Source organism: Halopseudomonas aestusnigri, from assembly GCF_002197985.1.
GTDB classification, from domain to species: Bacteria; Pseudomonadota; Gammaproteobacteria; order Pseudomonadales; family Pseudomonadaceae; genus Halopseudomonas; species Halopseudomonas aestusnigri.
Genome location: NZ_NBYK01000009.1, coordinates 1 through 13,548 on the forward strand (window position 1 = coordinate 1; position 13,548 = coordinate 13,548).

The window sequence follows — 13,548 nt, forward strand, 5'->3', positions numbered from 1 at the left end:
CCCCTTGTTTTAATTGTAGCGCATAGTAAGCTTATGCTTCGCTGCAGTGATTGTCGGTCTGCTTGGTGTCGAGACAAACACTGCCGTCTAGCTCCATCTCGAGTGTCGAGTGGCTGATTTTGAATTGCTCATGGAGTACACGTTTCAAATCAGTCTTCACTCGTTCGATCCCAGGCAGACTCGCCTTCTTGATGACAACATGTGCTTCCAGTGCAATTGTATGCTCAGCGATTTCCCAAACATGCACGTGGTGAACGCCCTCGACGTCGTTTACTTGTTCCATGACATTGATTATATCAGCGACGGAAACGCCTTCTGGCGCGCCCTCCATTAACAGATGGATGGTTTTAGGCAGCATGCTAAAGCCTTGCCAGAGCACGTAGCCAGCAATCATCAGTGTCAGTACAGTATCCGCCCAGTACCACCCATACAGAAGTATCAATGTCCCGGCGATAACAACGCCGACGGAGGCCAGCGCATCCGACACATTGTGCAAGAATGCCGCCTTTATATTCATGCTGTTCTTGGACATTGTGTAGGTGAGAAAGGCCGTGACGATATCTACAACCAAGGCTATTCCCGCGACCACGACCACTGTCCAACCTTCAATGGGCTGCGGGGAAAACAACCGGCCTATGGCCTCGTAAATAAGATAGAGACCGACGATGATCAGGGTGACCAAGTTGATCAAAGCCGCTATGGTTTCACTGCGTCGATAGCCAAAGGTTTTAAATGCATCTGGCGGTCTGCGACCGATCTTACGTGCGATCAGCGCAATAACCAGTGATGCGGCATCGCTCAAATTATGTAGCGCGTCAGCAATGAGTGATAAGCTACCAGAGAGTATTCCACCGACTATTTGTGCCAGTGTTAATGCGGCGTTAACGCCTATAGCAGCAATTAGACGCTTATCGCCTATAGCTTCGGTGTTATGGTTATGTTCGTGGCCCATTGGTTTTTAACCTGTATTTAAGCGCCTTTCGAGGCGCTTTTTTTGTTTCTCGATAACGTACCCGTCAGTCGTTACCAGCGCATTGGGGCCACAAATCCTTTCAGTGAACCCTTCGAAGCTTCGATTGGATATTCATAAAAAGGCCAGGCATCAAGCCTGGCCTACGTTGGGAGAAAACCAATATCAGCTCGCGTCCTCATCCTCTTCGTTGCGTTTCATGCGGCGCTGCAGAGCCGTGTAATAGAGCGCAGGCAATACCAGCAGCGTCAGTGCTGTCGAGGACAGGATGCCGCCAATGACCACGGTCGCCAGAGGCCGTTGGACTTCCGCGCCGGTCCCTGTGGCCAACGCCATCGGGACGAAGCCGAGCGACGCCACCAACGCCGTCATCAGGACCGGGCGTAATCGCACCAGTGCGCCTTCACGCACAGCCTCGGATAAAGGCCGGCCCTCCTCTAGCAGCCCCCGAATGAAAGCAATCATCACTAGTCCGTTCAGCACTGCTACCCCCGACAACGCGATGAACCCGACGCCAGCCGAAATCGAGAGGGGAATGTCTCTCAGCCAGAGCGCAAGAATGCCCCCGGTAAGCGCGAACGGAATGCCGGTGAAGACGACTAGCCCATCACGCAGGGTGTTGAACATCATGAACAGAAGCACGAAGACCAGCAGTAAGGCGAGTGGGACGACCAGCTGCAGGCGCTTGGCGGCAGCCTGTAGCTGCTCGAATTGCCCACCCCAGGTCGTCCAATAAGCGGGCGCTACCGGGTTTCGCTCGGCGATTGCCGCAGACGCGTCTTGGACGAAACTGCCAATGTCACGCCCCCGAACGTTGGCACTCACCACAACCAGACGCTTACCATCCTCACGGCTGATCTGGTTCGGTCCCAGCACGAATTCCAGCGTGGCAACTTCAGCCAGCGGGATGAAGTCGATTCGGTCGCTAGCTGCGCCCGCCACCGCCGGCACCGGAATCGGCAAGCGAGCTAGCACATCCGGATCGGCACGCAGCGTATCGGAAAGACGAACAACGATGTCGAAACGGCGGTCACCCTCAAAGAAGGTTCCAGCTTCCCGTCCGCCGATCGCAGCTGCGACAGTATCCTGCACATCGCCGATGTTGAGTCCGAAGCGTGCCGCCTTGTCGCGATCCACATTGACGCTCAGCAGCGGGAGGCCCGTTGTCTGCTCGACTTTTACTTCGGACGCGCCTGGTACGTCCTGAAGTATCGCCGCGATGTCATCAGCCGTTTTGTTGAGAATATCCATGTCGTCCCCGAACACCTTAACGGCCACATCGCTGCGAACTCCGGAAATCAGCTCGTTGAAGCGTAACTGGATCGGCTGAGACATCTCATAGTTGCTGCCTGGTACAGATGCGGCCGCCTTCTGGATGTCCTCAATGAGCTGCTCGCGGGATTTGTCCGGATCTGGCCATTCTTCCTTGGGCTTGAGCATCACATAGCTGTCCGAAATATTCGGCGGCATAGGGTCAGCCGCGATCTCTGCGGTGCCGGTTCGGGCAAACGTACGCTTGACCTCCGGGACCTGTTCGGCAATTGCCTTTTCGAGCCGCTGCTGCATATCCACGGATTGGGAGAGGCTGGTCCCTGGAACGCGCAGAGCTTGAAGCGCAAAATCACCCTCGCTGAGGCTCGGAACGAACTCGCTACCCATTCGCATGGCCAGCAGCGCAGACAGCAGCACGCTAGCGACGGCGCCACTGAATACCAATGTGCGATGACGCATGACCCAGTCGAGCACCGGTGCGTAGCCATTGCGCGCGGCACGCATCAGGCGGTTGTCCTTCTCTTGCACTTTACCGGTGACAAAAAGGGCAACAGCAGCGGGTACGAAGGTGACCGAGAGAATCATGGCGCCCAACAGTGCGATTACCACCGTGAATGCCATGGGGTGGAACATCTTCCCCTCGACACCGGTGAGCGCAAAGATCGGCAGGTAGACCACCATGATGATCAGCTGGCCGTAGATCAGCGGACGCCGTGCCTCCTTGGCCGCCGCGAATACTTCGTGGAAACGCTCACTGCGGGTCAGAATCCTGCCATGTTTTTCCTGGGCGTGGGCAAGCCGGCGGATTGCGTTTTCGACGATGACCACCGCACCGTCGACGATGATGCCGAAGTCGAGTGCCCCTAGACTCATGAGGTTGGCACTGACCTTATTAGTCGCCATGCCGGTGAAGGTGAATAGCATGGAAAGCGGGATGACCATCGCGGTGATTAGGGCTGCACGCAGGTTGCCGAGGAACAGAAACAGCACGGCGATAACCAGGATCGCGCCTTCGATTAGGTTCTTGCGAACCGTGGCGATGGCCTTGTCAACAAGGTCGGTCCGGTCATAGACCGTTATGGCGCTCACGCCTTCTGGCAGGTTCTGGTTGATAATCTCCAAACGCTGCGCGACTGCCTGCGACACGCTACGGCTGTTTTCTCCCACCAGCATAAAGGCGGTCCCGAGGACCACCTCGCGTCCATTGTCGGTGGCCGCGCCAGAGCGCAGCTCGCGACCGATCCCCACTTCGGCAATATCGCGTACCCGCACGGGCGCACCGCCTGCGTTGCTCAGGACGATATTGCCAATGTCCTCGGGGGAGCCGAGCTGGCCGGGTGTGCGGATCGACAATTGTTCGCCATTACGCTCGATGAAGCCGGCGCCGACGTTGGCGTTGTTACGTTCGAGCGCAACTACAAGTTGTTCCAGAGTGATTCGGTACGCGGCCATGCGCTTCGGATCGGGCGCTACCTGATACTCTTTGGCGAAGCCACCGATCGTGTTGATCTCGGCAACGCCTCGAACGTTTCGCAGCTGCGGCTTGATGATCCAGTCCTGGATTTCACGCAGGTCGGTCGGCGTGTAGGGCTGACCATCAGGACGGCGCGCCTCGGGCTCGGCCTCGACCGTCCAGAGGAAGATTTCCCCCAGGCCGGTGGAGATGGGACCGAGAGTGACCTCCACGCCCTGCGGAAGCTCGTTGCTCGCGGCCTGCAGCCGTTCACTCACCAATTGCCGGGCGAAATAGAGATCGGTGCCATCATCAAAGATTACGGTGATCTGAGCGAACCCGGAGCGCGACAATGAACGTGTCTGGCGCAGGTGAGGCAAGCCGGCCATCGCCGTCTCGATGGGGAAGGTAACGCGTTGCTCGGTTTCGAGCGGCGACGCGCCTGGGACCGCAGCGTTTATCTGGACCTGGACGTTGGTGATGTCGGGCACAGCGTCGATGGGCAAGTGCTGGTAGCTATAAACCCCGACGCCGGCCATGCCCAAGACCGCGAGCAGCACTAGCCAGCGCTGCTCGATGGCGAAGCGAAGAATACGTTCGAACATAAGTTGGTATCCGATGGATCAGTGAACGTGCTCGGCGGAGCCTTTGCCGAGTTCGGATTTCAGGATGAAGCTGCCAGCCGTAGCGATTTCTTGACCGGCCTGTAATCCGTCACGAATTTCCACGCGGTTTTCGTCGCCTGCACCCAGCGAGACCGGATGCGCCTGGAAACCGTGCGGCGTGCGAACGAAAACGGTCGGCGCGTTCTCCACAGTCTGGACCGCCTCGACCGGCACCGTGACCGGTGCACTGCGTCCATCGGCGCTGACTCGGACCGTCACAAAAAGACCGGGACGCCATGCCCCATCAGGGTTGGCCAGGGTCACGCGGGCCGTCGCGGCACGCGTCTGCTCTCCAAGCAGGCTGCCCACATGGGCGACCTTGCCCATCGTTCGTACTCCTAGCTCGCCTGCGACGACTTCAACCTCTCGGCCGACGGTTACGCGCATCAATTCACGGGCAGGTACGCTGAACATGGCCCAAACCCGCGACAAGTCAGTCAGTGTGAAGACGCTGGTCGTTTCATCCACACGCTCGCCCAGCACAATATGCTTCTCGACGACCACTGCATCGAAAGGTGCGCGCAGCTCGTAGCGGTTGCCTACGCCTGCGCCACTTCCGCCGCCCAGCGCCCGTGTTTTTTCTTGGGCATTACGCAAGTCGATTTCTGCTACGCGCAGGCTCTGCTGGGCCTGCAAATAGTCCTGTTCTGCAGAGATACGCTCCTGCCATAGGGTGCGCTCACGCTCGAACAAGGTGCGAGCCAGCCGGAGGCGCTGCTCGGCGGCAGCCAGCTCACTACGCTGCTCGGACAGCTGCTCGCTGGCGATAACCGCCAGCAACTGGCCCTTCTTCACTTGGTCACCCAGGTTGACCGAAACCGATTCGACAACGCCGGCCACACGGGGCACGACATGTGCGGTACGGTCTTCGTCGAAACGCAGCTCGCCCGGCAAAGATACAGACGAGCCGATTTCAGCCGGTCCGGCCTTGCTTAGCTGAATGCCTGCGGCACGTATCTGCTCTTCGGAAAGCTCAATCTCACCTTCGGCATGCGTTTCGTTGCCGTGCTCGTCCTCCTCACCGCCATGACCGCTTTCGTCACCATGGCCGTGGCCATCGCCTTCAGCGTCATGACCGTCTTCGTCCCCATGGTCGTTCTCAGATTCCTCGTGACCGCTTTCTCCATCCTCATGCGCGTGGCCATCCTCGGCGTGCTCAGCCTTGTTATCGCTGGCCTGCGCCTCAAGAACGAAGCCCTGTTTTACGCCAACGCCGGTCAGCAGTACCAAAGCGACCGCCAGAGCGATTCCCGTCTGTTTTTTCATGCAAGCTCCCCCACCGCCAATACGTAATGGCGGCGTTTCGGTCATTCGAAGGTAGTGGTAGGTCCGTACAGCCGCTCGATACGCGCCCAGGCGTCGACCACGGCTTGCAATGACTGCAGATAGCGCGTGCGTGCATCTATCAGCGCACGCTGTGCGTCGAGCACGTCGAGGAACGCGAAGCGGCCAAGACTGAAACCACGTGTGGCCGCTTCCACGGTTCGCTGTCCTGCCGGCAGTATCCGGTTGCGTATTTCCTCGACGTCTGCACGTGCGGTACGCCAGTCGCGAAGGGCCTGCTGGATCTCCGCACGAACGCGCAGCTCTGCCGCATTACGAAGATCACGCGCCTGCTCCGCCCGCCGTGCGGCCGCCAGAACATTGCCTTGGTTACGATCGAATAAAGGCAGCGGAACAGAGAGGCCGACGAGGTTGACGCGCTCACGCTCGATTTCGTCGTACTGGCTACCGATACTGACGCTTATGTCCGGGTAGCGCTGGCTTCGCTGAAGCCCCAGCTCGGCTTCACTCAAGGCCACTTGGCGCAGAGCCCTACGCATATCGGCACTCTCACGCACGCGCGCCAATAATGCAGATTCGCTAGGCACATCTGGCAGGTGTTCGAAACTGCCCAGCAAACTGCCAAACTCCGGTGCGTCGGTCCCGAGCAGGCGCGCTAGCATCTGTCGAGCGTTGTCCCATTCCTGGCGTGCTCGCCGCAGGTCCAGTTGTACGGTCGCCAGTTGCATATCGGCGCGCGTCGCCTCCACTGGCGAAACTTTTCCGGCATCGACCTGTGCATCGGCGACCTTAGCAGCCCGTTCGGCCAATGACAGAGAGGCCTCGGCCAGTCGCATGCCTTCTTGGGCGCGCAGGGCGGCGAAGAATGCCTGGATCACATCTGCACGTAATCCTTGGCGTCGAAGGTCGAGATCGGCATCCACCATCGAGCGATTAGCATCCGCCACGCCGATTCGAGCGCCGCGCTTGCCGCCCAACTCGATCGACTGGGTGATTGTAATTGAGCGGGTCTGGCGGTCGGACTGAGTGTCTTCCACCTCGAACCCTAATTCCGGGTTCGGGATAACCCCAGCTTGGCGGCGCAGACCGCTTGCGATGCCGATCTCCGACCGCGCAGCGGAAAATTCTGGGTTGCGTTCATACGCAAGGGACACGGCCCGCTCCAGTGTCAGACCGTCTTGCGCGCCCACCTCGAGCGACATTAGTGCCAGCCCGAGCCCAAGCAGCCCGCTAGCAAGCAGATACAAGCGTTTCTTTTGATACATACGCAACACTGCAGTGCAGTGCCCCCTTCGTCGATAGCGTTTCCTCAGCCGCACTAAACCGGCCAGATAGCTGATGGCTAAGCGGCGTGATTTTAGATAAGCGCGGATATCGGCCGGGTGACTACGACATTACAAATTTGTAATCCAAGGAATATCTGCGATTGCACCGCTCAAGATTACGAGATCGTCATTTACCGCTAATCCTGCGGTCATTTACAGGGGGAGATCATCGCCCGGCACTCGAACAAAAAGGCGAAGGCGTCATTCGAGCGCTGACATGCCGTATATCAGGAGCATCATCATGAGCAAAAAGGCCGCCCTTTCACTTACAGCCCTTTCACTGGCACTGGGCAGCGCCCCGGTCTTTGCCCAATCGGAAACAGCGGAGGGCTTCATCGAAGGCAGCACGCTTTCGCTGATAAATCGCAACTTTTATTTCAACCGAGATTTTCGCGACGGTGGGAGCGCCACCGGCAATGGCTATTCTGAGGAATGGGCTCACGGACTGATGGCATTCTTTGAGTCCGGATATACCCAAGGCTCGGTGGGGATCGGCGTCGACGCCTTCGCCATGCTCGGCCTCAAACTCGATTCCGGTTCGGGACGCTCCGGTGTGGGTGGCAGCATCGACCTGCTTCCCCACGACAGCGCTGGCGATCCGGAGGATGATTTCACTCGGGTGGGAGGCGCGGTGAAAGCACGGCTGCTCGATACCGAGATCAAGGCCGGCGATGTGTTTCCCACTACGCCTGTCGTACATTTCGGCGACTCGCGACTGCTGCCGGAGTCCTTCAAGGGCTTCACCGTCGTGAACAACTCGCTAGGCGAACTCACCCTCCAGGGAGGTCGCCTACACGCGATGAGCCAGCCCAACACCAGTAACATGAACGAAGACTTCGTCACCTTCTACGGCGGGGCCGTGGACGCGCCTTGGCTCGGCTACGCAGGCGGCGACTATAGCGTGAACGAAAATCTCAGTCTTAGTCTGTACACCAGCCGGCTTAAGGACGCTTGGAACCAACATTACTTCGGTCTATCGGCCACCTATCCGCTTTCTGATGTCGTCGCGCTGCTGGGCAGCTTCAATTACTACAAGGCAATCGACGAAGGCCGCGAGCTGCTGGGCGAGTTCAACAACAACATCTGGAGCTCCAGCCTGGGTGTCGCCTTCGGCGCGCACACCGTCACGGCGTCCTATCAGCGCAACAACGGTAACAATGACTTTGACTACCTGCGCCAGGCGGACTCGATCTACCTGAACAACTCCATCCAGTACAGTGATTTCAACTCACCTAAAGAGCAGTCCTGGATGCTGCGTTACGACCTGAACATGGCGGAATACGGCATACCCGGCCTTACCTTCATGACCCGCTACGCCCGCGGTTGGGGCGCCGATTACAGCAACGCCAACGAGGTGTACATGCGCCAAGACGATAACGGTGCCCCTCTGACCGGACAGAAACGCTGGGAGCGCGACGTCGAAGCCCGCTACGTTGTACAGACAGGCTCGATCAAGGATCTCTCTCTGCGGGTGCGCCAGGCTACTACGCGGGCGACTGCTTTCGAGTCCGACCTCGATGAGGTTCGATTCATCGCAGAGTACCCGCTCTCGATCCTGTGAGCACCACGGGCAACACCACATCTTCGTTTTTTGCTCCCTTGGTTTGAAGATGTGTTTCAGGCGCCCATAGGGGCGCCTTTTTTTGCTTGAGTGAGCCTCCTTGCGCTGCCAGTCAACCAAATGACCAGTAGATTACAAATCTGCAAGATGGCCCTGCAGGTCTTTTACGGCGCTAGAGTGCTTCGCGCTTCCCTAGGCAGATCTTCGCTTCTGTCTTTCACGCTAGGGCCAGGTCGCTTTTGTCTTGACCTTATAGTTACTACATAGATTATTTTTGGTTCCGTTTAGCCGGCACCCTACCTCCTTACCGAGCTACCTGAAAACATGCGCATCCTGGTTGTAGAAGACGAAAACAAAGCTGCGGACTACCTGCAGCAGGGCCTTATCGAATGTGGTTACACGGTTGATCGAGCGGATGATGGGCTCGATGGATTTCACCTGGCACTGCAGAACGACTATGACATCGTGCTACTGGATGTAAATCTGCCAACCATGGATGGGTGGGAGGTGCTCGAACTCATCAGGCGGCGTAAGCAGACACGCGTGATCATGCTGACAGCCAACGCCCGCCTAGAGCAAAAAGTCCGCGGCTTGGAACTGGGCGCCGACGACTACCTGGTCAAGCCGTTCCAGTTCCCCGAGCTGCTCGCTCGTATCCGGACACTGTTGCGGCGAGGCGAGGCAGTCGCACTTCCAAGCAACCTGCGTGTAGCCGACCTCGAACTGGACCCTGGCCGGCATCGGGCCTACCGGAGTGGTCAGCGTATTGATCTCACCAGCAAAGAATTTGCGTTACTGCACCTGCTCATGCGCCGGACTGGCGAGGTGCTGACGCGCACCGAAATTACCGCCTTGGTCTGGGACATTAACTTCGACTGCGATACCAACGTGGTGGATGTCGCAATTCGTCGCTTGCGGATGAAGGTGGACGAACCCTTTGGCGATCGCCTGATACACACCATTCGCGGTGTCGGGTACGTGCTGGAGGCGCGGCCTTGAAGCCACTCAGCCTCGCATCGCGTCTCGCGCTTCAAATCACACTGACCGGCGCCGCTTTGGTCGCGCTACTGATTGCACTGAGCTACTGGGTACTTGTGCGCCAACTGGAATTGCGCGCCCAGGAGGAGGTGACGGCCAAGCTCTCGCAGATCGATCATGGACTCCTAGAAGACACCAAAGCCCGTATGGGTCGTTCCTGGCAACACGCACTGAGCGATACGGTACTCGGCCATGACAACCTTTCGATTACGGTCATCGGCGATACGGCGCAATCAGCCATTTTCAATATCGGCCGGTTCGCCCATGCGCCGCAGCTGCTGGATCTCGTGAGCAGGGACGGCGACTATCTTGGCTGGACAACGAAGGATGGCGTGCAGATGCTAACCGGGCGCAAGCAAATCCAGGTCCCGGGACTGGCTCCAATGACGCTTTTGCTTTCGCAAGATCGCAGTGCCGATCAACGGCTGGTGGCTGCATTCCTGCGCTCGGCCTTAGTGATCGTGCCGATGCTACTGATATTGATCGGATTGGCTGGATGGCTAATCGCCCAAAATGGTTTGCGACCGCTGCGCAAGTTCCGGGTCTTGGCGACTAAGGTATCGACACAGGACCTATCACCCCGAATCCGCAGCGATCGGCTCCCACAAGAACTCCAGGCATTAGCGCACAGCCTCAACGTAATGCTTCATCGACTCGATGACGGAGTTCAGCAACTGTCACAGTTCTCGGACGATGTGGCCCATGAATTGAAAACTCCGCTGAACAACCTAATAGGCAAGGCCCAAGTGACTTTGGTACGTGAGCGAAGCAAAGAGCAGTATCGTGAAGTACTCGAATCATCCGTTGAAGAACTGGAACGTATGGATCGAATCGTGTCAGACATGCTGTTTCTCGCCCAGGCCAGCCACGCCAGCCCAGCACTGAAACTCGAACAACTATCCCTGGGAAGTGAGGCGAATCGCGTCTGTGAATACCTCGAAGTCCTCGCCGAAGAAGCCGGAGTCGCAACGACGGTAACGGGCGATGCCATAGTTCTAGGAAATCGGCTTATGGTCCAACGGGCCATTTCCAACCTGCTATCCAACGCGTTGCGGCATTCGAATACTGGCAGCACGGTCGAAATTAAGATACTTGAGAAGGACATAGACATCGTCTCGCTGGCTGTCACCAATCATGGCGCGACTATCGAATCGGATCATCTCCCGCACCTGTTCGACCGCTTTTACCGCGTTAACGGCATACAACCTCGTGGGGCAGGATTGGGGCTAGCTATTGTCCGTTCAGTGATGAACCTCCACAAAGGCCACGTGGCCGTCGCCAGCAAAGACGGTCGGACCACATTCGAACTCACCTTTCCTCGGCACGCCTGATTCAAAGTGATACGGCTTGGTACCCACTCCCCATCAGACCAACGCCATACATTTAATGCATGCATGTAATGCATGCATGGCCTAATCGAGCGTGGGATGGTCTACAAAAACGATGAGTTTAAAACAGAGCCGAATCGGCAGAAAGCGATGGTTAATTACTGCTTTGTAATGCGAAGAACATTGAATCGCCCCTAGTTTCGTAGACACCTCCTGGCCTCATAATACGGCCCACTAGGAGGTGCCATGAGCAATCCGCGTTATCCCGAAGAATTCAAAATCGAAGCAGTCAGGCAGGTGACCGAACGAGGTCTGCCGGTGGCTGAGGTAGCGTCTCGTTTGGGCATGTCGACCCACAGCCTGTATGCCTGGGTTAAGCGCTACAGCAAACCTGAAAAGCAACGCGTGCAAGAAGACGAGCAGCAAGCTGAGCTGCGTCGTCTGCGTGCCGAACTCAAGCGCGTGACCGAAGAGCGAGACATCCTAAAAAAGGCCGCCGCGTACTTTGCCAAGGAGTGCGGTTAAAGTACGCCCTCATCAGTCAGCTATCCGCAGACTATTCCGTTCGCCGCCTTTGCCTGACCCTGAAAGTACATGCCAGCGGTTACTACGCCTGGCTGGCTGAACCGAAGTCGGCACGAGCCAAGGATGACCAACGTCTGCTTGGCCTGATCAAGCACTCGTGGCTAGAGAGCGGTGGCGTCTACGGCTACCGCAAAATCCACGACGACCTGCGTGAGCTTGGAGAAGCATGCGGCAAGCATCGTGTTGCTCGACTGATGCGTCTGGAAGGGCTGCGCTCACAGACAGGGTATCGTCGTCGACCGGGCCGCTATGGCGGTAAGCCTCCAGCGGCCTCACCGAATCATCTGGAGCGTCGGTTCAATGTCACCGAACCCAACAAGGTCTGGGTCACGGACATCACCTACATCCGCACTTATGAGGGCTGGTTGTATTTGGCGGTGGTGCTCGATCTGTTCTCGCGGCAGGTAATCGGTTGGTCAATGAAGCCGCAGATGACCAGCGACCTGGCTATTGATGCCTTACTGATGGCCGTTTGGCGCCGCAAGCCAAAGCAGGAGGTGATGATTCACTCCGACAGTAAGAATGTACTGGCCAGTGTTTCCATGTGGTCTGACTCACACAGCGATAGACCGATGATGGATGATCTGGTCGTGGAGCGTCTCGGATGGCCTGACCCACACTCCGATCGACCCTTGTGTCTTTCCCTGGACCTGTCGACCATCCGGGAACACTGCACGTCAAGGTGACCGCCTTGCCGACACATGTGACCCAAGAAGGGCCTGACGTCACGTCACTTTACTGTCTTGTCCAGGTGTCCGGTTGAAGCGGCTCTGTTCGTAATCGGTGAACCGGAGTGACCAGTCATGCCCAACGCCAAAATCAGCAGTGTTTCGAGACAGGTCGTAGGCGGTGTAGATACCCATAAAGACCTGCACGTCGCCGCAGTCGTAGACGAGCAGGATCGTATCCTGGCCAGTGAGAGCTTTGCGACTACTCGTCAGGGTTACAAACAAATGCTGACGTGGATGCGCTCGTTTGGTGAAGTGGTTCGAGTGGGCATCGAGTGCACAGGTACGTACGGTGCAGGCCTATTGCGCTACTTGGAACAGGCTGGGATCACCGTTCTTGAAGTTACTGCGCCTGATAAAAGTTATAGGCGCAAGCGGGGCAAAGATGACACCCTTGATGCCGGAAATACGGCACATGCGGCTTTCGCAGGCGTTCGTACAGTTACCCCAAAAAAACGAGACGGCATGGTCGAATCGTTACGCGTGCTCAAAGTGTGTCGTAAGACGGCCATACAAGCTAGGCGCGTTACCTTACAGCTGATCCAGAACACTATCGTTAGTGCGCCTGATGATCTGCGTGAGTCATTACGCACGTTGACCCGCATGCAATTGATTAGAACGCTGGCAGCATGGCGTCCAGATCTATCAAGCTATCGTCAGGTCACGTCCGCCTACCGGATTGCTCTGAAGTCGCTGGGGCGGCGTTATCTCGAACTGCATGACGAGATAGCGGATTTGGATGTGATGATTGCAGCCTTGGTTGATGATCTTGCCCCAGAGCTGGTTGCCCGAAATGCCATTGGTTACGAGTCCGCTGCTCAGCTTCTACTGACAGCAGGCGACAACAGTGATCGTTTCCGCTCAGAGTCTAGCTTCGCTGCTTTATGTGGGGTTAGCCCGGTCCAGGCCTCTTCAGGCAAGGTCACCCGACATCGGCTGAATCGAGGTGGTGATCGCGCCGCAAACAGTGCGCTCCATATCATCGCTATTGGACGGCTTCGGACGGACGCTCGAACCCAGGCTTATGTCAGTCGACGTCTCTCAGAGGGACATTCAAAGCTGGAAGCAATCCGGTGCCTAAAGCGTTACATCGCACGGGAGGTCTACGGCATCATCCAGAGGCGAAATAGCGTCATCAACCAAAGCACAGTATCCACTTGACACTTAGAAGGGCGTCCAAGGTAGCCAATTCAGCAGCGGTGACTGGCAGAGCTTCCTGAAAGCCAATAACTTGCTTGGTAGCATGAGTCGGCGTGGTAACTGCCATGACAACGCGGTAGCGGAAAGCTTTTTCCAACTGCTGAAGCGGGAACGGATTAGGCGAAAGATCTACAGCACT

8 protein-coding genes and 2 pseudogenes are annotated in these 13,548 nt (G+C 57.3%); 6 read left to right on the forward strand and 4 right to left on the reverse strand.

Annotated elements, in window-relative coordinates:
* Window positions 1–31 precede the first annotated feature (31 nt).
* From B7O88_RS12445 to B7O88_RS12460, 4 genes are all read right to left on the reverse strand, one after another.
* Window positions 32–952, reverse strand: a complete 921-nt coding sequence (locus tag B7O88_RS12445; protein ID WP_011914465.1) for a cation diffusion facilitator family transporter — start codon at window positions 950–952, stop codon at window positions 32–34.
* 183 nt (window positions 953–1,135) lie between these two features.
* Window positions 1,136–4,300, reverse strand: a complete 3,165-nt coding sequence (locus B7O88_RS12450) for a CusA/CzcA family heavy metal efflux RND transporter (RefSeq protein WP_088276315.1) — start codon at window positions 4,298–4,300, stop codon at window positions 1,136–1,138.
* 18 nt (window positions 4,301–4,318) lie between these two features.
* Window positions 4,319–5,626 (reverse strand): efflux RND transporter periplasmic adaptor subunit, encoded by a 1,308-nt coding sequence (locus tag B7O88_RS12455; protein ID WP_088276316.1) that lies wholly within the window; start codon window positions 5,624–5,626, stop codon window positions 4,319–4,321.
* 41 nt (window positions 5,627–5,667) lie between these two features.
* The gene (locus tag B7O88_RS12460; RefSeq protein ID WP_068506209.1) at window positions 5,668–6,909 is read right to left on the reverse strand and encodes a TolC family protein; all 1,242 of its coding nucleotides are present in this window, start codon (window positions 6,907–6,909) and stop codon (window positions 5,668–5,670) included.
* A gap of 301 nt (window positions 6,910–7,210) precedes the next feature.
* Between B7O88_RS12460 and B7O88_RS12465 the strand changes: the two genes are divergently transcribed.
* The 6 genes and pseudogenes from B7O88_RS12465 to B7O88_RS12490 form a co-directional block, all read left to right on the forward strand.
* Window positions 7,211–8,530, forward strand: a complete 1,320-nt coding sequence (locus B7O88_RS12465) for an OprD family porin (protein WP_088276317.1) — start codon at window positions 7,211–7,213, stop codon at window positions 8,528–8,530.
* 324 nt (window positions 8,531–8,854) lie between these two features.
* Entirely contained in the window at window positions 8,855–9,529 is a 675-nt protein-coding gene (locus B7O88_RS12470; protein WP_045634019.1) for a heavy metal response regulator transcription factor, read from the forward strand.
* Window positions 9,526–10,899, forward strand: a complete 1,374-nt coding sequence (locus B7O88_RS12475; protein ID WP_088276318.1) for a heavy metal sensor histidine kinase — start codon at window positions 9,526–9,528, stop codon at window positions 10,897–10,899. Before B7O88_RS12470 ends, B7O88_RS12475 begins: the two co-directional genes overlap by 4 nt.
* Window positions 10,900–11,142: 243 nt before the next feature.
* Window positions 11,143–12,017, forward strand: a pseudogene (locus tag B7O88_RS12480) (IS3 family transposase); the annotation flags it as partial.
* A gap of 267 nt (window positions 12,018–12,284) precedes the next feature.
* Complete coding sequence (locus B7O88_RS12485) at window positions 12,285–13,370, forward strand: IS110 family RNA-guided transposase (RefSeq protein ID WP_088276320.1); 1,086 nt, start codon at window positions 12,285–12,287, stop codon at window positions 13,368–13,370.
* A 16-nt stretch (window positions 13,371–13,386) separates the two neighbouring features.
* Window positions 13,387–13,548 (forward strand): annotated as a pseudogene (locus tag B7O88_RS12490) (IS3 family transposase); the annotation flags it as partial.